General features: G+C 69.5%; 17 protein-coding genes. 3 read left to right on the top strand and 14 right to left on the bottom strand.

The genetic code is table 11. The features are described from left to right. Positions 1 to 267: 267 nt before the first annotated feature. A complete protein-coding gene (locus BT364_RS16750; protein WP_072485964.1) occupies positions 268 to 1512 on the top strand; it encodes a thiolase family protein in 1245 nt (414 codons plus the stop codon). Then, positions 1509 to 3638, top strand: a complete 2130-nt coding sequence (locus BT364_RS16745) for a 3-hydroxyacyl-CoA dehydrogenase NAD-binding domain-containing protein (RefSeq protein WP_072485963.1) — start codon at positions 1509 to 1511, stop codon at positions 3636 to 3638. The genes BT364_RS16750 and BT364_RS16745 overlap by 4 nt, the downstream gene beginning before the upstream one ends. Positions 3639 to 3761: 123 nt before the next feature. Here the strand turns inward: BT364_RS16745 and BT364_RS16740 are convergent, their stop codons facing one another. From BT364_RS16740 to galE, 8 genes are all read right to left on the bottom strand, one after another. Continuing rightward, on the bottom strand, positions 3762 to 5066 hold the full coding sequence (locus BT364_RS16740) for a phosphodiester glycosidase family protein (RefSeq protein WP_256259884.1): 1305 nt from the start codon (positions 5064 to 5066) through the stop codon (positions 3762 to 3764). Continuing rightward, a complete protein-coding gene (locus BT364_RS16735) occupies positions 5063 to 5806 on the bottom strand; it encodes an Ig-like domain-containing protein (protein WP_072485962.1) in 744 nt (247 codons plus the stop codon). Before BT364_RS16735 ends, BT364_RS16740 begins: the two co-directional genes overlap by 4 nt. Positions 5807 to 5819: 13 nt before the next feature. Next, positions 5820 to 6623, bottom strand: coding sequence for a rhamnogalacturonan acetylesterase (locus BT364_RS16730; protein WP_072485961.1), 804 nt, complete (start codon positions 6621 to 6623; stop codon positions 5820 to 5822). Next, on the bottom strand, positions 6613 to 11166 hold the full coding sequence (locus tag BT364_RS16725; RefSeq protein ID WP_072485960.1) for a bifunctional glycosyltransferase/CDP-glycerol:glycerophosphate glycerophosphotransferase: 4554 nt from the start codon (positions 11164 to 11166) through the stop codon (positions 6613 to 6615). Before BT364_RS16725 ends, BT364_RS16730 begins: the two co-directional genes overlap by 11 nt. After that, the gene (locus BT364_RS16720; RefSeq protein ID WP_072485959.1) at positions 11163 to 12404 is read right to left on the bottom strand and encodes a CDP-alcohol phosphatidyltransferase family protein; all 1242 of its coding nucleotides are present in this window, start codon (positions 12402 to 12404) and stop codon (positions 11163 to 11165) included. Before BT364_RS16720 ends, BT364_RS16725 begins: the two co-directional genes overlap by 4 nt. A gap of 182 nt (positions 12405 to 12586) precedes the next feature. Further along, positions 12587 to 14113, bottom strand: coding sequence for a PLL family lectin (locus BT364_RS16715; RefSeq protein WP_107408244.1), 1527 nt, complete (start codon positions 14111 to 14113; stop codon positions 12587 to 12589). Next, positions 14110 to 15171 carry a PLL family lectin gene (locus BT364_RS16710; RefSeq protein ID WP_371268596.1) on the bottom strand — a complete coding sequence of 354 codons (1062 nt, stop codon included), beginning with the start codon at positions 15169 to 15171 and terminating at the stop codon, positions 14110 to 14112. The genes BT364_RS16715 and BT364_RS16710 overlap by 4 nt, the downstream gene beginning before the upstream one ends. Before the next feature lie 129 nt (positions 15172 to 15300). Then, positions 15301 to 16311, bottom strand: a complete 1011-nt coding sequence (galE, locus tag BT364_RS16705) for a UDP-glucose 4-epimerase GalE (protein WP_072485957.1) — start codon at positions 16309 to 16311, stop codon at positions 15301 to 15303. 192 nt (positions 16312 to 16503) lie between these two features. Between galE and BT364_RS16700 the strand changes: the two genes are divergently transcribed. After that, positions 16504 to 17592, top strand: a complete 1089-nt coding sequence (locus tag BT364_RS16700) for an LCP family protein (protein WP_371268599.1) — start codon at positions 16504 to 16506, stop codon at positions 17590 to 17592. Positions 17593 to 17675: 83 nt separating this feature from the next. Here BT364_RS16700 and BT364_RS16695 read toward each other — a convergent pair whose 3' ends face one another. The 6 genes from BT364_RS16695 to BT364_RS16670 all read right to left on the bottom strand — a co-directional run bounded on the left by BT364_RS16695 (position 17676) and on the right by BT364_RS16670 (position 26301). After that, positions 17676 to 19187, bottom strand: a complete 1512-nt coding sequence (locus BT364_RS16695) for an amino acid permease (protein ID WP_072485955.1) — start codon at positions 19185 to 19187, stop codon at positions 17676 to 17678. Between the two features lie 175 nt (positions 19188 to 19362). After that, a complete protein-coding gene (dxs, locus tag BT364_RS16690) occupies positions 19363 to 21291 on the bottom strand; it encodes a 1-deoxy-D-xylulose-5-phosphate synthase (protein ID WP_072485954.1) in 1929 nt (642 codons plus the stop codon). 173 nt (positions 21292 to 21464) lie between these two features. After that, complete coding sequence (locus tag BT364_RS16685) at positions 21465 to 22820, bottom strand: sugar ABC transporter permease (protein WP_072485953.1); 1356 nt, start codon at positions 22818 to 22820, stop codon at positions 21465 to 21467. After that, on the bottom strand, positions 22817 to 23611 hold the full coding sequence (locus BT364_RS16680; RefSeq protein WP_072486047.1) for an ATP-binding cassette domain-containing protein: 795 nt from the start codon (positions 23609 to 23611) through the stop codon (positions 22817 to 22819). Before BT364_RS16680 ends, BT364_RS16685 begins: the two co-directional genes overlap by 4 nt. Before the next feature lie 270 nt (positions 23612 to 23881). Then, the gene (locus BT364_RS16675) at positions 23882 to 24979 is read right to left on the bottom strand and encodes a substrate-binding domain-containing protein (protein ID WP_072485952.1); all 1098 of its coding nucleotides are present in this window, start codon (positions 24977 to 24979) and stop codon (positions 23882 to 23884) included. A gap of 122 nt (positions 24980 to 25101) precedes the next feature. After that, positions 25102 to 26301 (bottom strand): ROK family transcriptional regulator, encoded by a 1200-nt coding sequence (locus BT364_RS16670; RefSeq protein ID WP_072485951.1) that lies wholly within the window; start codon positions 26299 to 26301, stop codon positions 25102 to 25104. Between the last annotated feature and the right edge of the window lie 5 nt (positions 26302 to 26306).

The following is a 26306-nucleotide window of genomic DNA, read 5'->3' as shown; positions in this document are numbered from 1 at the left end:
CGGCCGGTGGCCATGTGGTGTTCCCGATCGCCGGACGGGCTGATTACAGCCCGTCCGGCGATGGCGTTTTCGGGGCCGGGCCGCCGCGCGCCGATGCCGACGTCCGGGGCGGAAGGGCCCGCGCACCGGACCCGACCGCATGTGACCTTCGCCGCTCCCGCCGTGGGGGGTGGGCAGTCTGGTTACCCGCAAGTAGCATGATGGTGGCGGCTCGCTTCCGGGCGTGCCGCGCAGCAGTGCCATCCCGCACCCTGGAGGAGAGCCACCGTGCCTCGTACCATCCGGGACGTCGTCTTCGTCGACGGCGTCCGCACCCCGTTCGGCAAAGCGGGCCCGAAGGGCATCTACCACGAGACCCGCGCCGACGATCTCGTCGTGAAGGCCATCCGGGAGCTGCTGCGCCGCAACCCGGACCTGGACCCCGCGCGGATCGACGAGGTCGCCATCGCCGCGACCACGCAGATCGGCGACCAGGGCCTGACGCTGGGCCGTACCGCCGGAATCCTGGCCGGGCTGCCGCAGTCCGTCCCCGGTTACTCCATCGACCGCATGTGCGCGGGCGCCCTGACCGCCGTCACCTCGACGGCCGGCTCCATCGCCTTCGGCGCGTACGACGTCGTCGTCGCCGGTGGTGTCGAGCACATGGGCCGCCACCCCATGGGCGAGGGCGTGGACCCGAACCCGCGCTTCGTCTCGGAGAAGCTGGTCGACGAGTCCGCCCTGTTCATGGGCATGACCGCGGAGAACCTGCACGACCGGTACCCGCAGATCACCAAGGTCCGCGCCGACGAGTACGCGGTCCGCTCGCAGGAGAAGGCCGCCAAGGCGTACGCCAACGGCAAGATCCAGCAGGACCTGGTGCCGATCTCGGTGCGCCGCACCGCTGCAGCCGATGGCGGCTCCACCGCGGGCTCGGCCGGCGAGACCGGCTGGGGCCTGGTCACCGCCGACGAGCCGATGCGCCCGGGTACGACCCTGGAGTCGCTCGCCGGTCTGAAGACCCCGTTCCGTGCCCACGGCCGGGTCACCGCCGGTAACGCCGCCGGTCTCAACGACGGCGCCACCGCCTCCCTGCTCGCCGCCGAGGACGTCGCCCGTGAGCTGGGCCTCCCGGTCAAGATGCGCCTGGTCTCGTACGCCTTCGCGGGCGTCGAGCCGGAGGTCATGGGCTACGGTCCGATCCCGTCGACCGAGAAGGCCCTGGCCAAGGCCGGTCTGACCATCGACGACATCGGTCTGTTCGAGATCAACGAGGCGTTCGCCGTGCAGGTGCTCGCCTTCCTCGACCACTACGGCATCGCCGACGACGACGCGCGCGTCAACCAGTACGGCGGCGCCATCGCCTACGGTCACCCGCTGGCCTCCTCCGGTGTGCGTCTGATGACGCAGCTGGCCCGCCAGTTCGAGGAGCAGCCGGAGGTCCGCTACGGCCTGACGACGATGTGCGTCGGCTTCGGCATGGGCGCCACGGTCGTCTGGGAGAACCCGAACTTCGACGGAGGCAACAAGTGAGCTCCACCACAGAGCTTCTGAAGGGTGCGGCCGAGCTGTTCCCCGGTGAGGTCGTCACCCAGGCGCACGTACGCCACCTGGACCTTCCGGCCGGTGCGGGCCGCTTCGCCCTCATCACGCTGGACAACGGCCTGGACCACACCAAGCCGACCACCTTCGGACCGCAGTCGCTGGCGAATCTCGACGCCGCCGTCGACCAGGTCGAGAGGGAGGCCGCCGAGGGTGCGATCACCGGTGTCGGCATCACCGGAAAGCCGTTCATCTTCGCGGTCGGCGCCGACCTCAAGGGCGTCGAGCTGCTGAAGAACCACGACGACGCACTGGCCATCGGCAAGGGCGGCCACGACGTCTTCCGGCGCCTCTCCGGTCTCGCGGTCCCGACGTTCGCGTACTACAACGGCGCGGCGATGGGCGGCGGTGTCGAGGTCGGTCTGCACTGCTCCTACCGCACCGTCTCCAGGGCGCTGCCCGCCTTCTCGCTGCCCGAGGTCTTCCTCGGTCTGGTCCCGGGCTGGGGCGGCTGCGCGCTGCTTCCCAACCTGATCGGTGCCGACCGCGCGGTCTCGGTCATCATCGAGAACTCGCTGAACCAGAACCGTCAGCTCAAGGGCAAGCAGGTCTTCGAGCTCGGGATCGCGGACGCGCTCTTCGACGGCGCGGACTTCCTGGAGCAGTCGCTGATCTGGACCGCGAACGTGCTGAACGGCACGGTCGTGGTGGAGCGTCCCGAGGTCGACCGCGGTGAGGCCTGGGACCAGGCCGTCGCGCGGGGCAAGGCCATCGCCGACTCCAAGGTGCACGGCGCCGCCCCGGCCGCCTACCGCGCGCTGGAGATCATCGCCGCGGCGAAGAACGGCGACCTGGGCGCCGGGTTCGACGCCGAGGACCAGGCCCTGGCGGACCTGATCATGGGCGGCGAGCTGCGCTCCGGGATCTACTCCTTCAATCTGGTCCAGAAGCGCGCCAAGCGCCCGGCCGGTGCTCCGGACAAGAACCTGGCCCGCCCGGTCACCAAGGTCGGCGTCGTCGGTGCCGGTCTGATGGCCTCGCAGCTGGCGCTGCTGTTCCTGCGCCGCCTGGAGGTGCCGGTCGTGCTGACCGACATCGACCAGGAGCGTGTCGACAAGGGTGTGGGCTACGTCCACGCCGAGATCGAGAAGCTGCTCGGCAAGGGCCGCATCAACCAGGACAAGGCCAACCGTCTGAAGGCCCTGGTCTCCGGTGTGCTGGACAAGGCGGAGGGCTTCTCCGACGCCGACTTCATCATCGAGGCCGTCTTCGAGGAGATCGGCGTCAAGCAGCAGGTGTTCGCGGAGGTCGAGGCGGTCGCCCCGGCGCACGCCATCCTCGCCACCAACACCTCGTCCCTCTCGGTCACCGAGATGGCGTCGAAGCTGAAGCACCCCGAGCGGGTCGTCGGCTTCCACTTCTTCAACCCGGTCGCGATCCTGCCGCTGCTGGAGATCGTCCGCGGCGAGCAGACCGACGACGCCTCGCTGGCCACGGCGTTCGGTGTGGCGCGGAAGCTGAAGAAGACCGCCGTGCTGGTGAAGGACGCCCCGGCGTTCGTCGTCAACCGCATCCTCACCCGCTTCATGGGCGAGATCCAGAACGTCATCGACGAGGGCACCCCGGTCGAGGTCGCCGAGAAGGCCATCGAGCCGCTCGGCCTGCCGATGTCCCCGCTGGTGCTGCTGGAGCTGGTCGGCCCGGCCATCGGTCTGCATGTCTCCGAGACCCTGAACCGCGCCTTCCCGGACCGGTTCACCGTCTCCGAGAACCTCGCGGCGGTCGTCAAGGCCGGCAAGCGCGGCTTCTACGTCTACGACTCCGGCAAGCCGGAGCTGGACCCGGAGGTCGCCGCCCTTCTCAAGCAGGGCGATGTCGTCCTGTCCGAGGAGCAGGTCCGCGACCGGGTCCTGGACGCGGTGGCGCAGGAGATCGGTCTGATGCTGGACGAGGGCGTCGTCGCCGAGGCCCAGGACATCGACCTGTGCCTGATCACCGGCGCGGGCTGGCCCTTCCACCTGGGCGGCATCACGCCGTACCTGGACCGTGAGGGCGTCTCGGAGCGGGTGAACGGCAAGAAGTTCCTCGCCCAGGGCGTGGCGAGCGTTCCGGCGTAACACCGACCGGCCGCACCGAACGGGCCGTACGGAGACCTCTCCGTACGGCCCGTTCCGCGTGGGGCGAAGCCGGGTACGCACGGGTCCGCGTACGCCCGTGATGTGTCATGTCACATGTGCACGTCAGCGCGCCACGACGACCAGCGCATCGGCCACCGCGCGTTCCCGCACCGGTGCTCCCTCCGCGCTCCTGGGCCGGTTGCGGAGCCGTCCGTTCACCACCATCGTGCTGGATCCTCCGCCGTCGAGGTTGATGGCGTCCCGTGCTCCCAGGGAGCGCAGGATCTCCGCCGCTTCCCGCAGGGTGACGCCCGCGCTGGCGGGGCTGCGGCCGTCGAAGACCGCGAGGAGGAGCGTGCCGTCCGCCTTGACGGCGGCGACCGTGCGGGGCTGGCGCTCGGTCGACGTGTCGCCGGTGAAGCCGTTGGCCGCGTCGTTGATCCATGTCTCCCCGCCGCGCAGCAGCGCGGGGCCCGCGCCCAGTACCGAAACTCCCGGCGTGAGGATGCTCCGTCCGCTCCCGTCCGTCACGTTCGTCCGCCGGACGAACGGAGGTCCCTGACGGGCGTGCTCCCGCAGCCAGTCGGCGCCCTCCCCGATCCCGGTGAGGGTGGAGCCGGTTCGCGGGATCTCGCCGCCGGCGGGGCTGCGGAGCTCCGTCACCCGCCGGTCCTGGTCGAGCACGGCCTCCACGCTGCCGGGTGCGCCGGGGGGTGAATGTGCGCCCCAGTCAGGTGTGAAGGCGACGATCTCGCTGTCGTCCAGGCAGAGTTGGTTGTGCCGGGGCCGCTGCTCCGGCAGCCCCGTACCGGCCGGCCGGTCCCCACCGGCGCCCCCGCAGCCGACGATTCTGCCCGGCACCCGGTCGACCCCGTCCAGTTCACGCACCGCCCCGTCCGGTGCGGTCAGCCACATCCCGGAACGCACTTCGCCGATGCGGGGCCGGCCTCCGGGACCGGGCAGGATCAGCGCGGTCCGGCCGTTCGCCGCCTCGCTGAGCAGCCGGCCGTCGACCACCAGAATGCCCAGCGGGTCTCCTGGATAGCCGCTGAAGACCGGGGAGCCGGCAGTGTCGAAGAAGGAGCCGTTCACCGCGGCCACGGCCCGTTCGTGCCGCGCCGTCCGGCGCACGGTCTCGGTGGTCGCGAGATGGTCGCCGACGACCGGCCTCACCGTGACACGGGCGGACGGGCGGACGGTCACCACGCCGATGGAGACCCGCGCTCCGTCCGCCAGCCGGCGGGTGATCCACTCCTCCCCCACCCCGCACGGCAGGCTCCGCCCGCACGCCCCGGCCGACGCGGACCGGGACGGGCGCGGCAGGTCGTCGCCCCCGGCGGGAGCGTGCCCGGTGCAGCCGGTGGCCGTGGCCGCCATGGCCAGCAGGGCCGCGCACCACCGCACGAGGCGTCCCCGGTACGGCCTCATGTTCCCGGTGCCCAGCCTCCGAGCACTCCGGGTGTCGCGCCGAGGTCTCCGACATGGACCGTCACCCGGCCGGAGACCAGGCGGCCGCCTCCGGCGTCGAGCACATAGTCGAACCAGTCGTAGCCCAGATGACCGGAGAACGGGTGGTACGTCACCGCACCGTCCACCTCGACACTCGTCACCCCGTGCCGGGCGGGTCCGACACCGACCAGCCGGACGTCCTCGCCCATCCCGGCGGTGAGACCGCTCAGCACTCCGCGGTGTCCGGGCACCACCGTCATGCTCCGCCCCTGCGGAGGCAGCGAGGCGATCCGGAATCCATGGTTCTTCAGGGAGAACGTGGTGGAGGTGAGGCCCTTTCCGCCATCGGCGATGATGCCCGCGCGAAGGACGGGGACGAGGAAGGCGTCGGGCGCGACGTGCCTGTTCACCCGGAGCGTGAACCTGGCGATGCGCTCGGCCCCTGGGCCCGTCGATGTCGCGTACCGGTCGCCCGAGGGCAGCAGGCTCATTCCGGCCATGTTCTCGATGGTGGCGACCGAGTCGAACGAGTCGGCCATGAGGTAGCCGTAGTAGCGGGTGCCGTCGCCCTGCGGGGTGAGGATCCACTCGAAGTCGATCTGCCGGCCCGGCTCGACGGGCAGCCGGGGGTCCGCGGTGGACCGGAGCTCCATGTGCGCCACGATCGAAGGGTTGTCCTGCTGGACGCTGCGCATTCCGGTGAGGGTGAAGGTACTCATGATCGTCCGACTCTCAGTTCGAGCCCAGTGTGCGTGACCTGGTCAGCTCGGTGTGTGTCTCCTCGTCGAGCCAGGTCACCCATTCCGGGGGAAAGTCCGCACGGTCGAGGTTGATGGCCCAGTGCGGTGGCACGATCCGCTGTTCCACCAGCGCGTAGGCGACATAGCGTGCGCACGCGATGGCCCCCTCCGGCGTCATGTGACCGGGGTCGTGGAAACCCTCCGGATAGTTCGGGTGCTCCTGCGGTTCGAGGTGGATGAAGAAGGGACGTACGCCCTCCGGCCCCAGTCCCTCCCACCAGCCGTGGCTCTGCTCGTAGAGATCGATGTACGCAACGCTGCACTCGGCCGCGAGGTCGCGCATCGCCATCGGGTACTCCGTGATGCTCCTCGGCATGTTGCCGTGCACATCGTGGGTGTCCCGTTCCGGCGGGCTGATCAGCACCGGGTGGGCATTGCGTTCGCGCGCGCCGTCGACGAACTTCCGCAGGTGGTGGGGGAAGTCGCCGTACGCCTCCGTGCGGAGCCACTCCTCCGGTTTGGCGTCGTTGATGCCGAAGGAGGTGAACAGATAGTCCCCGGGGCGGATGTGCTGGAGGATCCAGTCGAGCCTGCCCCGCTCACTGAACGTGCGGGCACTCGCTCCGGCCCGCGCGCAGTTGACGATCTCCACCTCCTGCGAGCCGAGGAAGAAGTGGAGCACCTGGCCCCAGCCCGTCATGGGTGCCTTGCTCGCCTCCCGCGTCACCGCGGCGGAGTCGCCCGCGAGGAAGATCCGGCGGGGCCTGCCCTGCTCGGGATTCCAGTCAGACAGCACGGTTCCACCCGCCCTCGTACGTCCCCCGGCCCGCCGCGGGCACGGCCGTCCGGCCGGCGTCCTGCGGGCTCCGTGTGCTGTCGCCCGGGTGCACGCGGGTGGCGGGCAGCGCGGCGACAGGTCCCGAGGGGCCGAGATCGGCGGCGCTCGCCGTGCCCAGGGCGTCGATCGCCTCGTAGACACGCTCGCAGTTGCCCGCGCCGCGGTGCGCGAAGAACTGTTCCGCGCGCTCGCGGTAGGGGCTCTCGACGGTGAAGTTCCCGGCCATCGAGGCGATGATCTCGTCGACGGCCTGGTCGACCGTACGGCAGACCGGGCCGAAGCCGTGTTCCGTCAGATTGAAGTAGCCCCGCTTGTAGTGGCGTCCGTAGAAGTCCTCCTCGTCGAAGGGCACATGGACGAGCGGGATCCCCATGTAGGCCACGTCGAAGAAGACGGACGAGTAGTCCGTGACCATGAGGGAGCACTCCTTCATGGCTTCCTGGACATTGCGCGTCCCGGGGTCGGCGACCTCGATCGCGGGGGAATCGATCCGGAAGTTGTGCAGGTAGGGCCGGATCTCGTAGTGCGGGAAGAACTCCAGGTCGACGCCGAAGTGTTCCAGGGCCGCGGCGAGCCGCCGGTCGGAGAGCAGCGACCGGTAGAACCGGAAGTACTCGGACTGGGTGAAGGCCGTCTTGGCCGGACCCGCGGACTTCTTGTACGAGGCCGTGACGATCCACTGCCGCCAGGTCGGCATGAGCAGAATGCGCGGACGCCGCCCCGGCTCGCGCCGCAGCGCGTCGAACCTGGGCAGGCCCGCCAGCACCGCGCGGTCGCCGAAGCCGGCCTCGCGCGCCAGGTAGGCGCGCTCCTGACGGCCCGTGGTCACGATCATGTCGTAACTGGTGATCCGCTGGTCCACACCCGAGGTCACGTCGTTGTAGATGATTCCGTGCTGCAGGAAGACCCGCTGGTACTTCAGCAGCTCACCGAACCGGTGCAGGAAGAGCACCTTCCGGTAGCCCTCGGGCAACAGATACGACTCGGAGTCGTACGAGCCGATCAGCTTGGTCGCATGCAGCAGATACATCCGGTGCTTGAAGGAACCGAGCTTGATCACCCTGCCGTAGGCGGCGACCTTCTTGTAGTCGGGCGAGTTCCCGTCGATGACGTAGTACGCCTTGCGCCGCTTGCGGTGCGTCCGCATCCACTTGAAGAAGTGGTACGAGTTGTCCTGGGCCGTGTCCGACCGTTCGCCGATGAGCCAGATCTCACGGCGGTCGAGGAACGGATGGACGAGCCAGTAGGCGAGACGCATCCGCCAGCCCGGGTTGCGGGTCTTGAGAATGCGGATCTCACGGGACATCCGCCACAGCAGGTGCTTCGCCCGCGCGCCGGCCTTCCGGTCGACGAGGCGCAGGTGCAGCGCGTCCTGGCCCCCGATGGTCAGCATGTAGGGGTAGCCGGCGATCCGGCCGGGGCCCTTCAGCCGGTGCAGCGGAAGGCGCGCCTTCATGACGATGTTGCGCTGCCGCGAGTGATCCACGCGGTGCACCCGGAGCCGGAAGTCGCCGACCCCGAATCCGCTGCGCGCCAGGTCCTTGACCGGGATCTCCGCGTACCAGCCGGCGTACAGGTCGCGGCCGTTGCGGGTGTTCCACAGGTCACGGCGGGCGACCTGGCACAGCGGCACGACGATCTTGGCGTGCGCGGTCTGGTAGACGAACTCCAGCGGGTTCTCCATGGGGCCGCTGATGTTCATGCCGGGGAAGGCCAGGCAGCCCTCCACGACCAGCACATCGCCTCGGGTACGGACCGATTCGACGACGACGTTGGGGTCGTTGACACGGGCGGTCCGGGTGTTCCGGGCGCCTCCCGGGAAGGTCCGGTGGAAACCGTCGTCGTCGATCTCCAGCGCCAGCGGGGCGTTCTCCAGCGCCGGTTCCGGGTTGCAGAACAGCTCGAAGTTCCCGCTCTTCGCCGCGTAGTGGTCGAGCTGCTGGGCGGGGTTGGTGGCGTATTCGAGGATGACCTCGTCGGGTATCTGCGCGTAGTGGCGGCAGATGTCCGGGAACATCTCCTCCAACTGCGTCCGGCCCATGACATTGCGGGCGTTGCACAGGAAGCCCTTGTAGGTGCGGGTCACATAGCGCTGGAACATGTGCCGGACGTCGGCCCGCTCGGTCGCGGTGTAGTCCAGCAGGAAGTGGTTGAGCCGCAGGTGGTCCCGGTAATTGGCCGGCTTGCTCCACAGGGAGTCCATGATCGAGGACCCGTCGGGACGCCCGCGGTAGTAGTACACCGGACGGTCGACCAGGCTGATGGCGTTGGCCCGCAGCATGCTCGGCAGCGTGACCCAGGAGTCCTCGAAGTGGACTCCTTCGCCGAAGCGCACCCCGAGCCTGCGCAGCAGTTGCGTACTGAACAGCTTGTTGCACGCGGATCCGCTGAAGATCAGATCGGGTACGGAGGCGAAGTCGTCGATGAGACGGTCGCCCTGGCCGAAGTACTGCTTCCAGGGGCCGTAGGGCCGGTCGGGGAAGTTCACCAGGTCGCCCACGACCAGCTCGGAGCCGTCCCGCCAGGCCGCCTGGAGCATGTGCGACAGGGCCCGTTCGCCAAGGATGTCGTCGGAGTCGAGGAAGGTCACATACGGTGCGGTGACCCGGTCCAGGCCGTTGTTCCGGGCGTTCCCGAGTCCGCCGTTCGTCTGGTGGACGACCGTGACGTTGGCGTAGTACTGGGCGAAGTTGTCGAGGATCTGGGGTGTCTCGTCGGTGGCGCCGTCGTCCACCAGGATGACCTGGGTGGCGGCGAAACCCTCCTGGGCCGCGATCGAGCCGAGGCAGTCGTCCAGATACTTGGCCACGTTGTAACAGGGCACGACGACGGCCATCTCGAAGGGATGGTCGAGGCGGGATATCGGCGGGTGGAGCCGGTCGCGCCACCACATCCACGGCGCGTCGGGGTCGTTCTGCGCGGACTCGAAGGTCCGGCGGCCCGCCGTCGCCGCCCGCAGGGCGAGGTTGCCGCTGATCGTGCGGTAGCCCTCCAGCTCCTCCCCGTTCGCGAAGAAGGTCAGCCCGGAGAGTTCCACGTCCCGCACATTGAGCGGGGAGCGGGACCTGGCGCGGTTCCACTCGACGACGACCGATACGTTCCAGACCGTGCTCTCGGAGAATTCGTCGCCGAGGACGGAGGGCAGGTCGGCGGTTCCCCTGAAGTCGACGAACCGTTCGTCGACCTCGATGCCGTCGATCGGGACCGTGACGTCCTTCTTCGTGTGGCGGTTGCGTACGGCCAGGGTCAGCTTGAGGTCGTGTCCGGGTTCGATCCGCCCGAAGCGGTTGACCAGCCTGCCCTCGAAGCGGAGCTTCCCGTCTGCCACGGACCACTCGTCGAGCTGGGCGAAGAGCGGTTCCTGGGCGAGCTTGGCCGCCGAGAGGCCGAGCTCCGTCACATCGAGCATGCGCCGGGCGTCCGGCAGGTGCAGATGGTCGCCCGACCAGTACACCCGTCCGTCCTCCTCCACGAGGAAGGAGGACAGCACGCTCTTGCGCTGCACATAGTCGAGCGTGGTGAGCGCGGCCTCGATCTCCTGGTACATGACGAGGTAGGCCCTGACCCGGTCGACCGGGTCGCACAGCTCGAAGGCCTCGTCGCTGAGGGAGAAGAGGTAGTTGCTCGCGATCTCGGCGAATCCCTGCTGGAACTCCGGGTCGCCCTCCGCGAGCGCCCGCATGTACAGGCGCAGGTCGTGTGCGAGGAACTTCGAGTCCTTGCGGACCTTGAGCTGCCACAGGCCGCGGTCGAGCAGGAAGGCGTCCGTGGCCCGGTGCACCGCGACCCGGTCGTTGATCGAGCGCAGCTCGCCCGTGCGGCCGGTGATCGATCCGCCCTCGGGCTCCCACATCCACCGGTAGACGGGGTCGGTGATGATGGTGATCCCATCGGCGAGGCAGCCCGCCACGGTGGAGAAGTAGGTGTCCTCGTAGAAGACCCCCTCGGGGAACCAGACCCCGCCCGCCCGGAGGAAGTCCACCCGGTACAGCTTGGCCGCCGCGATCGGGTCGGCGAGCATCAGCGGGAACTCCACCAGACCGGGCACGGTGCGCGCCAGCGCGTACACCTCGGGGGCCCAGCCCTCGCTCTCGCCGGTGGCCCGGTTGACCCTGACGGCCTTGCCCGCGGTGATGTCGCTGCCGCTCTCCAGCGCGCCGGCCAGCAGCAGCTCGCAGGCGCGGGGCGGAAGCTCGTCGTCGGCGTCGAGGAACATCACGTACCGGCCGGCGGCCTGCGCGATGCCCAGGTTGCGGGGCGCACCGACGCCGCCGCTGTTGGTGGGCCGGCGGAGCACGCGGACGCGGTGGTTGTTCCCGGCGAAGTTCTTCACGACGTCGAGGGTGTTGTCCGTGGAGGCGTCGTCGACGACGAGGACCTCGACCAGCTCGTACGTCTGGTTGACGGCGGACTGGAGTGCCTTGCCGACCGTCGTGGCCGCGTTGTACGCGGGGATGACCACCGTGACCCAGACGTCAGGCGTGTCCTGTTCGTGGTTCATCCGACGCCCTCTCGGTCTCCCGGGTATCCGTGGGTGGGCGGCACGACATAAGGGGCGTACACCTGCTGCTGCCCCTGTGCCGGGTGGCCGTGCCCCTGCGTCCCCAGCGGCCGGTACGTCTGCGTCGGCTGCTCCGGGGCCGGCGGGACCTGCGCCACGTACGAGGGGTAGGGCTCGGGGTACGGCTGGAATCCGGGGTCCTCGTAGGGCGGCGGTGCCTGGAACGCCGGGTCGGCGAGCGGGTCGCCCTGCACACCGCGGCGGTGCCGGCCACGGTGGAGGTGGGGGGCGATGGAGCCCGCGCCGGACGGGGCCTGCGACAGCTCGGCCATCACATGGGTGAAGTCGCGGGTGGAGAGCCAGAACTTGTACATGATGATCAGCTCGAAGATCCCCAGCAGGACCGCGGAGATCACCGTGGTCAGGAGGATCTGGCCGATCAGCGGCCCCACGATGAAGACGAACATCTGGAACTCGATGCCGCTGATGAGGTGTGGCCTGATACGGCTGCGCAGCAGCGCCTGCCGCACCCGCAGGTACCAGGGGAATCGGTGGCGGAACTGGGCGTGCAGGTCGACCACCTGGCCGGCGCCCGCCTGTTCCTTGAGCAGCTCCGCCTCGGCCTCGGGGTTCTCCCGCAGCAGGTCCTCCATGAACCGGATCTGCTGCTCCTCGGGCTCCGCCTGGTTCTCGCCGGCGGCCACGCGTTCCGCCTCACGGCGTTCCTGGGTGACCTTCTCGATCTTCGTCCGCATCGACATGCGCATCTTGTAGATCTGAAGCGCGTCGACGTACCGGAGCATGTCGAGGAAGACGACCATCAGAGCGGCGAGCAGAAACCTTTCATCACCGTTGCGCAGGTACTGCCCGCCCATCAGGGCGAGGGCGCAGAAGAGCACCCTGATGCGGTCGAAGACGTAGTCGAGCCAGCCGCCGAAGACGGTGCCGTTGCCCTTGAGCCTCGCGAGTTTTCCGTCGATGCAGTCGAGGATGAAACTCAGGTGGTAGAGCGCCGCCCCGATGATCAGGGACTGCATGTCGCCCTTGAGGAAGAAACCGGCGGAACCGAGTCCGACGAACAGCGCCGCCCACGTCACACGGTTGGGCGTGATGAAGTTGAACCGCGCCATCACGATGAGCATCCGCGTGGCCACGGGGTCGACCAGGACCACCGTCCACCACGCGTCACGCTTCTTGCAGGTGAGCTTCTGGACGGCACGCAAGGACAGCTTGGCCATAACCCCTCAGTCACGAGAACGACAGCGGCAGGCCCCCGTCCATCCATACACGGTCGAGGGATATCCGAATGTTCACGAGACTCCCCCGAACCCTTCACATTGAAGATTCACAGACTTTATCAAAATCCGAACAGGTTTCGGCCAACCTTGTGGCTAAAAAGATCATCAAGGGCAGCAGGCAGTCACACTGTGTACCAGTGGCCGAATTCAAACCCGTCAGAAGGTGACTCTCGGTGAGAGAGTGCCAGCTGTGATCCGGCTGTGAGCGTCGCCAAAGTGACAGTCCCCATACGATCCCGGACAGCTGCGGGCATCACCGCAGAATCCGCGGGGACCTCGTTCCACCACACGCCCGCGTCCGCCCGGCCCTCGACATGCATCCCCACCGCACAGGCGCCTCGGGGGCCGGACCGGATCAGCAGGGAGTACGCCCAGCCGTCCACCTCGACGCCCCGGGTGCCGGTGACGGGGCCCGCTCCTTCGGCGCCGCCGAGCGGCACCGGGCCCGTCGCGCCGGGCCACCAGACGCAGGGCTCGTTGGTCCTCAGGTCACGGAAGAGGATCGTTCCGGGCTCCGGCCCGGCCGCCATCGATCCCGGGCAGGGCGAGAAGGGCACCGACCGGTCCTCGGTCCACGCGCCGTCGGGCCCCGAGCGGTGCCAGCGCAGCACCGTGGCGGAGTCCCGTGCCCGGGCGTAGAGCTCGACCTCCCCGGCGGCCGTGGTCACGGCGACGAGTTCGTCGGCGACGCGGACGCCCCGCAGGTGCTGCCACGGAGTCCAGACGCCGTCGGCCCCCTGGTGCAGGTAGCTCACGCTGTGGCCGAAGTTGCGCACGAAGACGAAGAGGCCGCCCGCGCCGTCGAACGCGGCAGCCGGGAAGCCGACCTCCCGGCTGCGGTGCCGGTTGCCGGGATTCGGGCTGCCCAGCGAGTGCCACGCGGTGAGCGGGTGACCGGTGCGGTACTGGGCTGCCCGCACCACCGCGATGTCGTCGCCGCCGTCCTTGAGCGGGGTCCGGCGCAGCGCGAAGAGATGCGGGAAACCGTGTGTATCCCGGACCACCCGGAGGCCGGGCATCAGCCGCGGGCCGGGCAGGAGCTCCGGTCCCTGCCAGGCGGTACCCCCCGGTTCGCGCTGCGTCCATCGCACGACGCCCGCCGCGGAGGGCAGGAAGGCGGTGAGCCTGCCGTCGAATCCCTCGGTCAACCAGTGCGCCGGGTGCGGGTAGCGCGGCTGCGGAGCGGTGCCGGACCGTCCGTCCGCACCTGCGCGGTGACAGTCGACGAAGACCGGGGTCCCCGACTCCAGCTGGAGTTCGCGGGCCGCGGTCAGCGCGGCGAGCGCGGCGTCGGCGTTCTCGGCCGGCTCGTCGTGCACGGGGACATCGCGTTCCTCGTCGTACGAGACATGCACCGGATCGGGGTCCGCCAGGCGCACCCGCTGCGGGCGCAGTGCGCGCAGCTCCCGGAGCAGTGCGTCGCCGCCGTCCTGCGTACCGATGGTGCGCGGGGAGCCCACGACCTTGCAGCCGCGCCGTCCGGCGTCCGCGAGGGCGCGGTCCAGCGCCGCCCGTCCGTCCTTGCCGTCCTCCTCGACGCACAGGACGGTGAGCTCGGCACCGGCGCCCTCCGCCTCGACGAGTGCCACCGCCTCGCGATGGCGTGCGGCGACGATCGTCACGCGCTCCGTCGAACTCGTGGCGCTCATACCCGGCTCCAGTCGCCGAGGGTGAGCCCCTGGCCTTCCTCCTGGCGTGCGACGGCCAGCCCGCCGTCGGCGCCGACGGCCGCGACGACCGCCCTTCCGTGGCCGTCGGCCGCCAGAGCGGGGTCTCCGGTGCAGGTCATTCCGGTGCCGGTCCACCAGAATCCGGCCTGCTCGCCCTCGGTCGCGCAGACACCGAGGTTGACCGTCCCATCGGCCCCGCGGACCGCGAGCACCGTGCAGTCGAAGCCGTCCACCGTCGTCCGGACCGCGGCGATGCGGCCGTCCCCGGGGTTGCCCCCCAGCGGCAGCGGCCAGCTGCCCGCCCGGATCGCGACGGCACCGGAGCCCCGTGCGTCGGTCAGGTAGTAGGTCAGCCGGCCCGGGGCGGTCTCCAGCGCGGTCACCGATCCGGGCAGGGGAGCCACGGCCGCGTCGTATCCACGCACCAGGGCGCCGCCCGGCTCCGACTGCCGGAGCTGGAGCGCGGCGGTACGGGTGGGAACCAGGACCTCCACCAGGCCGGACGAGGTCGCCGCGGGCGCCGGCCCGTCGGTGCCGCCGGAGACCTGGAGCTGCGCCCACGCCTCCCACCGGCCCCGCTTGTCCTCGCGGCGCAGGGCCACTCCGCCCGGTCCGGTCGGGACACAGACGTACAGCGCGCCGTCGCTCGTGACGGCGGCGGCCGGGGCGCCGATCTCGACCGCCCTGTCGATCTCCTTGAACGGATTGCCCAGCGAGCGCCACTGCGTCATCGGGCGGCCCGTCTGGTACTGCGTGGCGTACATGATGTCCACGCCTCTCCAGCCGTCGGCCCGCTGCCGGACCCGGCGCCCCAGCAGATGGGCGTAACGATTCTGCCCCTGCACCACGGTGAGCCGGTCGATGTCCTTCGCGGGCAGGACGTCCGGTCCCGCCCACCGTCGGCCGCCGGGGGCGGACTCGGTCCATCGCAGCACGGCACCGTCGACGTGGACGTACGCGGTCAGCCTGCCGTCATGTCCGGTCAGCAGCCAGGGGCCGCCCAGGACGTGGGAGAGCCGCCCGGACGTCTCCGCCACGGGCTCGCTCCGCTGCTTCGCTTCACGTAGGGAGGCGCTGCGCATCGCCGTTCGTCACCCTCCCCTGTGAGCAGGCCCGCGCAGGTCACGGGCTCTGGATCGAGACATCATAAACAGGCCATGGCATGCTCAGGCCGAGGCGGCAGCGGTGGCAGGACGACGCGCCGCGGGGTGCCTGAGGCACCAGCCCTCCCACGCCGAGGCGACCATCTCGCGCGCGTCGTGCCGTGCGGACCAGCCCAGCTCGGCGCGGATCCGGTCGGCCGAGGCGACGACCCTCGCCGGGTCGCCCGCTCTGCGCGGCGCCGAGACCGGAGCCGAATCGGCCCCGTACCCCGTCACCTCACCGATCAGTTCGATCATCTCGCGCACCGAGACACCCTCGCCCCGGCCGATGTTGACGGTCAGATCGGTGCCCGGTTCCCGGTCGAGGAGCGCCCGCGCCGCGGCGAGGTGTGCCGAGGCGATGTCGTCGACGTGGATGAAGTCGCGTACGCAGGTGCCGTCCGCGGTGTCGTAGTCGTCACCGAAGACCACCGGGGCCGCCCCCTGGGTCAGCTTCTCGAAGACCATGGGCACCAGGTTGAAGACGCCCGTGTCGGCGAGGGCCGGTGTGGCCGCGCCGGCGACATTGAAGTACCGCATCGAGGCGGTGGCGATGCCGTGCGCCTTCCCCGCGGCGCGCACCATCCACTCGCCCGCCAGCTTGGTCTCGCCGTAGGGGTTGATCGGGGCGCACGGAGTCGTCTCCGTCACCACCCGTACGTCGGGCATTCCGTAGACGGCCGCCGACGAGGAGAAGAGGAATGCCCGCACCTCGCTGCCGGCCACGGCCTCCAGCAGGGTCTGCAGGCCCTGCACGTTCTCCCGGTGGTAGAACAGCGGGCGCTCGACGGACTCCGCCACCTGCTTCTTCGCGGCGAGATGGACCACGCCCCGCACCGGCAGTTCCGCCAGGGTGCTCCGCAGCAGGGCCGCGTCGAGCGTCGATCCCTGGATGAACGGGACATCCGCGGGCACGCGCGAGCGGTCGCCCGTCGAGAGATCGTCGTACACGACGACCGACTCACCGGCCTCGCGCATAGCGCGGACGACATGCGCCCCGATGAAGCCCGCCCCACCCGTGATCAACCAAGTCATGAACGAATAGTAGTTCGAGCAGCGCAGATCATGATTCCGGGGGCCAAAACACCCATTCGCACGATCCTCTGTTCTATAGTGCACGCTCAGTCATGCACGGACCGGCCACACCCCCCACCCGAGTCCCACGCACTTCACAGCCCATCTCGGGCCATGAGATTTGAGGACTCGACCAGGATGAGCCACGACGCCATGACACAGGGCACGCACGACGGTCGTCCGGCCTCCGGTGGCGGACGGAAGCGGCGGGGAGCCCCTCGCAAGCGTCGCCGCGGCCTCAAGATCACCCTGAGCGTCCTGCTCGTCCTGCTGCTCGCCGCCGGCGGCACCGTCTACTGGCTCTACAGCCGCCTCGACGGGAACATCACGGGCGTGGACATCGACAAGGCGCTCGGTGACGACCGTCCCGAGAAGCTGCCGACCAGCGGTCAGAACCTGCTGGTGCTCGGTTCCGACTCGCGGGCCGGTGCCGAGAACAAGGATCTGGGCGGCGGCGGCAACGTCAGCGGCGCCCGGTCCGACACCGCGATGGTGGTGCACATTCCCGAGGGCCGGTCCAGGGCGGTCGCCGTGTCCATACCCCGTGACACCCTGGTGTCCCGGCCCGAGTGCACCAAGGCCGACGGCTCCACGGTGCCGCCGGCGAACCGTGTGATGTTCAACTCCGTCTACTCACAGGTCGGTCCGGCCTGTGTGGTCAAGACCGTCGAGAAGATGTCCGAGGTCCGGATCGACCACTACCTGGAGATCAACTTCGCCGGGTTCAAGGATCTGGTGGACGCCATCGGGGGCGTCACGGTCGATGTTCCGCAGGACATCCACGACAAGTCGTCCGGCCTCGACCTCACCAAGGGCCCGCACAAGCTCGACGGCACCGAGTCCCTCGCGTATGTCCGTACCCGCCACGGCATCGGGGACGGCAGCGACCTCGGCCGGATCGGGCTTCAGCAGCAGTTCCTCCTCGCCCTGCTGAGCGAGGTCAAGTCGCAGGACCTGCTGGGCAGTCCGACCAAGTCCTACAAGATCGCCAGCTCGGCCACCAAGTCGCTGACCACCGACGCGGGGCTCGCCTCGCTCACGTCGCTCGCGGAGTTCGCCCGGTCGATGAACGGCGTGGACCCGGGCACCATGGAAACGATCATGCTGCCGGTGGCGTACGACAAGCAGGACCCCAACCGCGTGGTGGCGGCCCAGCCGCAGGCCGACGACCTCTGGAAGGCCATCCGCAAGGACGGCACGATCCCGGAGTCCGCGAAGAAGTCCCCCGCCACCGGCGGCTGACGGAGCGGAAGGCGCGACCGGGACGCGACAGCTCCGTCGGCCTTCGACGGAGCTGTCGCGTACGGACGGAGCTACGGACGGAGCTACGGACGGTCGAGCTGCTCGTTGATCCGGCTGTGCCCGCGCCCGTAGGCGAAGTAGACGACCACGCCGATGGCCATCCAGATGCCGAAACGCAGCCAGGTCTCCGCGGGAAGGTTGAGCATCAGCCACACCGACGCGGCCACCGAGAGGATCGGGATCACCGGTACCCACGGGGTGCGGAAGGCGCGGTGGAGTTCGGGGCGGGTGCGGCGCAGCACCATCACGCCCAGGGCGACCACGACGAACGCGAAGAGCGTGCCGATGTTCACCAGCGTCGCCAGCTCGTTGATGCTGGTGAAGCCGGCGACGATCGCGATGATCACGCCGAGCAGGATGGTCGGGCGGTACGGGGTGCCGAACTTCGGGTGCGTCCTGGAGAAGAACCGCGGCAGCAGTCCGTCCCGGCTCATCGCGAAGAAGACCCGGGTCTGTCCCAGCAGCAGGATCAGACAGACGGTGGTGAGGCCGATCGCGGCCCCGAAGCTGATGAATCCCGCGTAGACGGGATGGCCGACGGCCTTGAAGGCATCGGCCAGCGGGGCCTCCACCGACAGCTCCGTGTAGTGCTCCATACCGGTGACCACCAGCGATACGGCGACATAGAGCACGGTGCAGATGAAGAGCGAGGCGAGGATGCCACGTGGCATGTCACGTTGCGGAAGCTTCGTCTCCTCGGCCGCGGTGGCCACCACGTCGAAGCCGATGAAGGCGAAGAAGACGACGGAGGCGGCGGTGAAGATGCCCATGACGCCGAAGTTGGTGGGCGCGTAACCGAACATCAGCTGGACCAGCGGCGCGGTCAGCCCGGAACCGGAGGGCTGCGGCTGCGCCTCGGGGATGAACGGCGAGTAGTTGGCGGCCTTCACGAAGAACAGCCCCGCGACGATCACGATCAGCACCACCGCGACCTTGATGGCGACCACGAAGGTCGTGATCCGGGCGGACAGCTTCATGCCGAGCACCAGCACCACGGTCAGGACGAGCACCAGGACGAAGGCCAGGATGTCGAAGCCGAATCCTTTTGCCACATCCGTTCCGGAGAGCACATCGGGCATGTGCCAGCCGAAGTTGTCCATCAGCGAGCGGACGTAGCCGGACCAGCCGACCGCCACCACCGCCGTGCCGAGCGCGAATTCCAGCACCAGGTCCCAGCCGATGATCCAGGCGACCAGCTCGCCGAGCGAGGCGTACGAGAACGTGTAGGCGGAGCCGGCGACCGGGACGGTGGAGGCGAACTCGGCGTAGCAGAGCGCCGCCAGCGCGCAGACGACGCCGGCGACCACGAAGGCGAGGGCGGTGGCGGGTCCCGCCGTCTCCTTGGCCACCTTGCCGGTGAGGACGAAGATGCCGGTGCCGATGATGACGCCCACTCCGAAGACCGTGAGGTCCAGGGCGGAGAGGGACTTCTTGAGCGCGTGCTCCGGCTCCTCGGTGTCGCGGATGGACTGCTCGACCGTCTTGGTCCGGAACAGTCCGTCGCTGCTGGGTGGTGTGTCCTGCTGGGCAGTCACCGGCGTACCTCCACGCACTCGTCGTGTACGCCATGATTTGGGACCGCATCGGCGCCTCAGGGCTCCGCATCGGGCGATTTCACGCGAATGGGCCGGTCGGACCACCCGTACAGGGTGATTCGACCGGCCCATCGGCCGTATCGGTGCGCGCTCTCGGGGGCTCCCGCCCGCCGCGTCAGTCGCGGGCGGGCTCGATCACGGAGCGGGTGTCGGCGCCGCTCCCGAAGCGGCCGTCCAGCTTGGCCACGAGACCGGTGACCTGGCGGGCGATGTCCGGCGCGGTCAGCCCGATCTCGGCCATGACCTCCTTGCGGGAGGCGTGGTCGAGGAAGCGCGGCGGGATGCCGAAGTCACGCAGGGGTACGTCGACCCCGGCGTCGCGCAGGGCCTGGGAGACGGCGGAACCGACGCCGCCGGCCCGGCTGTTGTCCTCGACGGTGACGACGACCCGGTGCTGCTCGGCGAGCGGGGCCATGGCCTCGTCGACCGGCTTGACCCAGCGCGGGTCGACGACGGTCGTCGAGATGCCCTGGGCCTCCAGCAGTTCGGCGATCTCCAGGCACATCGGGGCGAGGGCGCCGACGGAGACCAGGAGGACGTCCGGCCGGGTGGTGCCGGGCTCGCGCAGCACGTCCATGCCGCCGACCCGGCCGACGGCCTTGACCGCCGGGCCGACCGCGCCCTTGGAGAAGCGGACCACGGTCGGTGCGTCGTCGACCTCGACGGCCTCGCGGAGCTGGGCGCGGACCTGGTCGGCGTCGCGCGGGGCGGCGATCCGGAGCGTGGGCACGCACTGGAGGATCGACATGTCCCACATGCCGTTGTGCGAGGCGCCGTCGGTGCCGGTGACCCCGGCCCGGTCCAGGACGAACGTCACACCGCACTTGTGCAGCGCGACGTCCATCAGGACCTGGTCGAAGGCGCGGTTGAGGAAGGTGGCGTACACCGCGAAGACGGGGTGCAGTCCGCCGGTGGCGAGGCCGGCCGCGGAGACCGCGCCGTGCTGCTCGGCGATGCCGACGTCGTAGATCCGGTCCGGGAACGCCTTCTCGAACTTGGTCAGCCCGACCGGCTGGAGCATGGCCGCGGTGATCGCGACGATGTCCTCGCGCTCCTTGCCGAGCTTGACCATCTCCTCGCCGAAGACGGAGGTCCAGTCGAGGCCCGAGGTGGCGACCGGGAGGCCGGTGTCGGGGTGGATCTTGCCGACGGCGTGGAAGCGGTCGGCCTCGTCGAGCAGGGCGGGGGTGTAGCCGCGGCCCTTCTCGGTGAGGCAGTGCACGATGACGGGGCCGCCGAAGCGCTTGGCACGCTGGAGCGCGGACTCCAGGGCCTCGATGTCGTGGCCGTCGATCGGGCCGACGTACTTCAGGCCGAGGTCCTCGAACATGCCCTGCGGGGCGATGAAGTCCTTCAGCCCCTTCTTGGCCCCGTGCAGCGTCTCGTACAGCGGCTTCCCGACGACGGGGGTCCGCTCCAGGAGGTCCTTGCCGCGGGCCAGGAAACGCTCGTAGCCGTCGGTGGTGCGCAGCGTCGCGAGGTGGTTGGCGAGGCCGCCGATGGTCGGCGCGTAGGAGCGCTCGTTGTCGTTGACGACGATGACGAGCGGGCGGTCCTTGGCGGCGGCGATATTGTTCAGCGCCTCCCAGGCCATGCCGCCGGTGAGCGCGCCGTCACCGATGACCGCGACGACGTGGTCGTCCTTGCCCAGCACCTCGTTGGCCTTGGCGAGGCCGTCGGCCCAGCCGAGCACCGTGGAGGCGTGCGAGTTCTCGATGATGTCGTGCTCGGACTCGGCACGGGAGGGGTAGCCGGAGAGGCCGCCCTTGCTCTTGAGCTTCGAGAAGTCCTGCCGGCCGGTGAGGAGCTTGTGCACATAGCTCTGGTGACCGGTGTCGAACAGCACCTTGTCCTTCGGCGAGTCGAAGACCCGGTGCAGGGCGATGGTGAGCTCGACCACACCCAGGTTGGGGCCGAGGTGGCCGCCGGTCTTCGATACGGCGTCGACGAGGAAGGTCCGGATCTCTTCGGCGAGCTGGTCCAGCTGCTCGGGAGTGAGCCGGTCCAGGTCACGCGGTCCACCGATGCGGGTCAGCAGAGCCACCCGTGCCTCCTTGCGTCTTGAGCTGGTCGAGCATGCCGATCCGATGAGTCTAATCTTCCGCTCGTCGTCCCGGGCATCGGGCATGGAATGTGCTGTCCCACCCCGTGCCCGGCACCCGGAAGTGCCCGGCGCCCGGTTCGGGGCGCCGGGCACTGGACCGTGCGGCGTGGTGGTTACGCGCGGCCCGCGGTCTTCTGGGTGCGGCGGGAGACCGAGTCGATGACCACGGCGGCCAGCAGCACCGCGCCGGTGATCATGTACTGGATGGCGTTGGCCATGCCGATCATGTTCAGGCCCTGCTGGATCGACTGGATCACGATCATGCCGAGCAGCGCGGACCAGACCTTGCCCCGGCCGCCGAAGAGGCTGGTGCCGCCGATGACGGCGGCCGCGATGACCAGCATCAGCGTGTTTCCGCCGCCGACGCTCTTGGTGGCGCCGCCGGAGAGGCTGGCGATGAAGAGTCCGCCGAAGGCGCCCAGCATTCCGGAGAGCGCGAAGACGGTGATCCGGATCCGGTCGACGTTGATGCCGGCGCGGCGCGCGGCCTCCGGGTTGCCGCCCACCGCGAAGACCTGGCGGCCGAAGGTGGTCCGGCGGGCCACGAAGTCCGCGACGACCAGCACGGCGAGGAAGAGCACCAGGGCCAGCGGCAGGCCGCGGGCGCCGGAGGGCTCGTTCAGCACGTACGCGACGGCGAAGCACAGGATCGCGACGATGCCCGTGCGGAGCAGGACCTCGGTGGTGGGACGGGCCGGCAGGCCCGCGGCCCCGCGGCGCCGGCTGTCCATCAGGAGCGACCCGGCGTAGGCGAGGACGGCGACCAGGGCGACACCGTACGCGACGACCTTGTCCTCGAAGAAGTAGTTGGTGAGGTTCTCGACGATGCTGCCGGACGGCGTGTTGATCGAGCCCTCACCGCCCATCATCCACTCCTGCAGACCGCTCCAGCCGAGGAAACCGGCCAGGGTGACGACGAAGGCCGGCACCCCGATCTTGGCGAAGAAGAAGCCGTGCAGCGCGCCGAGCACCATGCCGGAGAGCACCGCGACGAGCACCGCCGACCAGTCGTTCCAGCCGTGGTTGACGTTGAGCACGGCCCAGACGGCCGCACCGACACCGGCGACCGAGCCGACGGACAGGTCGATCTCGCCGAGCAGCAGCACGAAGACGATGCCGACCGCCATGATGCCGAGGCCGGAGCTGTAGACGGCGACGTTGGCGATGGAGCTGGCGGAGAGGAAGTTGCTGTTCTGGAACTGGAAGACGACCGCGATGACGATCAGGCCGACGAGGACCGGCAGCGAGCCGAGCTCGCCGCCGCGCACCTTGCGGGTGAACTCGGACCAGTAGCCCTTGAAGCCCTCCTCGCGGACGAGCAGGCGCGGATCCACCGCGGAGGCGGGGGCCGCCGACGGCTCGGCCGCGGGTGTCGCCGCGGCGGGCTTGTCGGTGGCGGGCTTCTCGGTGGAAACCTTGGGGGGCTCGGGGGACTTGGGGGACTTGGGGGTCTTGGCGAGGTCGCTCACTTCGCGTCCTCCTTCGTGGCTGCGCGGGCCTGACGGCGCGTGACGGCGTTGTCCGTGGCACCGGTGATCGCGGAGATGATCTCCTCGTGGGACGTGGTCGCCACGTCGAAGACTCCGTTGTTGCGGCCCAGCCGCAGCACCGCCACCTTGTCGGCGACGGCGCGCACGTCGGCCATGTTGTGGCTGATGAGGATGACGCCGTGGCCGCGCTCGCGCAGCCGCTCGACGAGGTCGAGGACCTGGGCGGTCTGCTCGACGCCGAGGGCGGCGGTCGGCTCGTCGAGGATGACGACCTCGGGGTCACCGATCAGGGCGCGGGCGATGGCAACGACCTGGCGCTGACCGCCGGAGAGCGAGGCGACCGGGATACGGACGCTGGGTATCCGGATGGACAGCGTGTCGAGCAGTTCCTTGGCGCGCTTCTCCATCCCGATCTCGTCGAGGACGGAGGCCTTGCGCAGTTCGCTGCCGAGGAAGAGGTTGGCGACCACATCGAGGTTGTCGCAGAGCGCCAGGTCCTGGTAGACGGTGGCGACTCCGAGCTCCTGGGCGTCGTTCGGCCGGTTGATGCGGACCGGTTCGCCCTCCCACTCGATGGCGCCTTCGTCGATCGGGTGGACACCCGAAATGGTCTTGACGAGGGTCGACTTGCCGGCGCCGTTGTCGCCGACCAGGGCGACCACTTCGCCGGAGCGAATCTCCAGGTCCACATCGGTGAGCGCCTGGACGGCGCCGAACCGCTTGGAGATTCCGCGCAACGCCAGCACGGGCGTAGCGGACACGTGAATCATCTCCTTCGCCGCCTGACCGGCGGGGATGGTACTGCTGAGCACAGGGGGCGGAGCCGGTCGCCGGACCACCGGGGCGGCCGGGGGCTCCGGGGGGATGCCCTCGAAAGGCCGTCGCCCGGGGGGCGAGGGCACGCCGAGGGCCAAAACCGTGGGAGTCCGGGGTCCGCGAGAAGTCCGGAACCGGTGAGAAGTCCGGCGCCCGCCCCTGCTGCGGGGCATGTGACGGGGCGGGCGCCGGACCGGACCGGGGTGACGTCTGCCGACGGGTGACTACTTGACGCCGGCGGCGTCGCAGGCCGCCTTGTACTGGGCGGTGCAGATCTCCTCGACCTTGTAGACCTTGTCGGCGACGATCGTGGAGGCGATGTTCTCCTTGGTCACGACCGAGGCGTCGTACAGCTTGGACGGGATGCCCTTGAACTCGCCCGAGAGGCTGTCGACCTTGACCGGGGCCAGGTCGTCGATCTTCTCGCCCTTGAGCAGCCGGACGGCGATCTCGGCGGTGGTCTCGGCCTCCGGCTTGATCTGCTTGTAGATCGAGAAGGCCTGCTCGCCCGTGAGGATGCGCTGCAGACCGGCGAGCTCGGAGTCCTGACCGCCGACCGGAACCTTCACACCCTGCTTCTTCAGGGCCGTGATGATGCCGCCGGCCATGCCGTCGTTGGCGGAGTAGACACCCTGGAAGCCGTCCTTGCCCAGGGAGTCGATGGCCGCTCCCATCTTCTTGTTGGCCTCGTCCGCCGACCAGTCCGGGATGTCCTGCTCGTAGACGACCTTCTTGACCTGCTTGTCGAGGACGCTGTGCGCACCCTTCTTGAAGAAGGGGGCGTTCGGGTCGGTCGGCGAGCCGTTGATCATGACAACGTTGCTGTCCTTGGCCTTGGCGCCCATCGCCTTGACCAGCGCCTCGCCCTGGAGCTGGCCGATCTTCTCGTTGTCGTACGACACATAGGCGGAGATCGGGCCCTCGGCGAGACGGTCGTACGCGACGACCTTGACGTCCTTCTTCGCGGCCTGCTGGACCCAGGACTTCGCGGCCTTGTAGTCGACGGTGTCGAGGATGATGACCTTCACGCCCTGCGTGACGAGCGCGTCGAACTGCTTCTTCTGGTTCTCGCTGTCCTGCGCGGCATTGTTGTACTTGACCTCGCAGTCGGAGCACAGCGCCTTGATCTTCGCCTCCATGATGGGGCGGTCGAACGTCTCGTAACGCGTGGTCTTGTTCTCCGGCAGGAGCAGGCCGATGGTCTTGCCGTCGCCGCCGCTGCCGGAGTCCTTGTCGTCGCCGGCCTTGCCACACGCCGCGAGGGAGACGGCCATGGAGAGTGCGGCCGTGCCTATGACGATGCGTCGCGTCGTTGCGTTCATTACGGGTTGCCTCCCTGACGAGGCCGCAACGTTGCGGCCGAGGTGGCTGGCAGTCAACTCGGCTGCAACGTCAGCGTCAAGGAGTAAATCCTTAACGAGATGACAACGGTGCCATCCGTTATCTAAGTGAAGGCAGAAGTGGCCTTCGGCAAGGCGCTTCCCAAAAGGGTCGAATCCCCCATCTCGCTGAGTACGAGGGCCAGGGCGCCCAGGACTTCGGCCCGGCCTCCCAGCGCCCCGGGCAGCACCGAGAGCTGCCGGGCCGCGCTCGGAATGGCGTACCTGGAGACCGAGTCACGGATCGGGGCCAGCACCAACTCGCCCGCCTCGGCGAGCGATCCGCCGAGGATCACCCGGCTGGGGTTGAGCAGATTGCAGAGGTTGGCCACGCCGCTGCCGATGTGCCGCCCCACGTCGCCGATCACCCGGCGGCAGCCCGGATCGCCCTCGCGGGCCAGCTGGACCACCCGTTCCATGGTGAGGTCGGGCCCGTGGCTGGGCTGGAGCAGTGGCAGTACGTACCGGGCGGCCGTGAAGGTCTCCAGGCAGCCGCGGTTGCCGCAGCGGCACACCGGCCCGGATTCGTCGAGCGTGATGTGCCCGATCTCGCCGGCCGTGCCGCCCGGCCCCCGGTAGATGCGCCCGTCGATCACCAGACCGGCGCCGACCCCGCTGGCGACCTTGATGTAGGCGAGGTCCTTGACGCCCCGGCCGCTCCCCCACACCAGCTCGCCGAGCGCGCCGAGGTTGGCGTCGTTGTCGACGTACACCGGCACGCCGAGCCGGCCGGCGAGCTCCTTGCTGGGGTTGATCCCCGTCCAGCCCGGCAGGATCGACGTGGAGCCCAGCGTGCCGGACTCCACGTCGATCGGGCCGGGAACACCGAGCCCCACCCCGATCACCTTGTCCACACTGATCCCGGTCGTCTCGATCAGCTGCCTGACCAGCTGCTCGGCCCGCCCGAAGCCCTGCGCGGAGGAGGCGTCGACGTCCAGCGGCTCGGCCTCCTCGGCGAGTACCTGGTGGGCGAGGTTGCCGACCACGACGCGCAGATGCGTATGGCCGAAGTCGACCCCGATCACGATGCCCGCGTCGCCGCTGAGCGAGACGCTGCGGGCCCGGCGGCCGCCCGCCGAGGTGGGGGTGACCTCGACCGTGCCGCCTTCCTTCAGTTCACGAACGATATTGGAGACGGTGGCCGCTGACAGGCCGGTGCTCCGTGCGATCTCCGCCTGGGTGAGCGAGCCGGCCATGCGTACCGCGCGCACGACCCGCTCAAGGTTGGCGCGATGCAGAGATGTCTGCGACCCCGGAGTCTCCATCGACT

Origin of the sequence: Streptomyces atratus, assembly GCF_900119365.1 — a bacterium.
GTDB lineage: Bacteria > Actinomycetota > Actinomycetes > Streptomycetales > Streptomycetaceae > Streptomyces > Streptomyces atratus_B.
Note: the sequence above shows the minus strand (reverse complement) of the source record. Positions and strands in the feature narration are given on the sequence as shown.

Coding starts and splice junctions, on each gene's coding strand:
- BT364_RS16740 (WP_256259884.1), bottom strand. CDS start 5,066: ATGAGGCCGTACCGGGGACGCCTCGTGCGGTGGTGCGCGGCCCTGCTG.
- BT364_RS16735 (WP_072485962.1), bottom strand. CDS start 5,806: ATGAGTACCTTCACCCTCACCGGAATGCGCAGCGTCCAGCAGGACAAC.
- BT364_RS16725 (WP_072485960.1), bottom strand. CDS start 11,166: ATGAACCACGAACAGGACACGCCTGACGTCTGGGTCACGGTGGTCATC.
- BT364_RS16720 (WP_072485959.1), bottom strand. CDS start 12,404: ATGGCCAAGCTGTCCTTGCGTGCCGTCCAGAAGCTCACCTGCAAGAAG.
- BT364_RS16715 (WP_107408244.1), bottom strand. CDS start 14,113: ATGAGCGCCACGAGTTCGACGGAGCGCGTGACGATCGTCGCCGCACGC.
- galE (WP_072485957.1), bottom strand. CDS start 16,311: ATGACTTGGTTGATCACGGGTGGGGCGGGCTTCATCGGGGCGCATGTC.
- BT364_RS16700 (WP_371268599.1), top strand. CDS start 16,504: ATGACACAGGGCACGCACGACGGTCGTCCGGCCTCCGGTGGCGGACGG.
- BT364_RS16680 (WP_072486047.1), bottom strand. CDS start 23,611: ATGATTCACGTGTCCGCTACGCCCGTGCTGGCGTTGCGCGGAATCTCC.
- BT364_RS16675 (WP_072485952.1), bottom strand. CDS start 24,979: ATGAACGCAACGACGCGACGCATCGTCATAGGCACGGCCGCACTCTCC.
- BT364_RS16670 (WP_072485951.1), bottom strand. CDS start 26,301: ATGGAGACTCCGGGGTCGCAGACATCTCTGCATCGCGCCAACCTTGAG.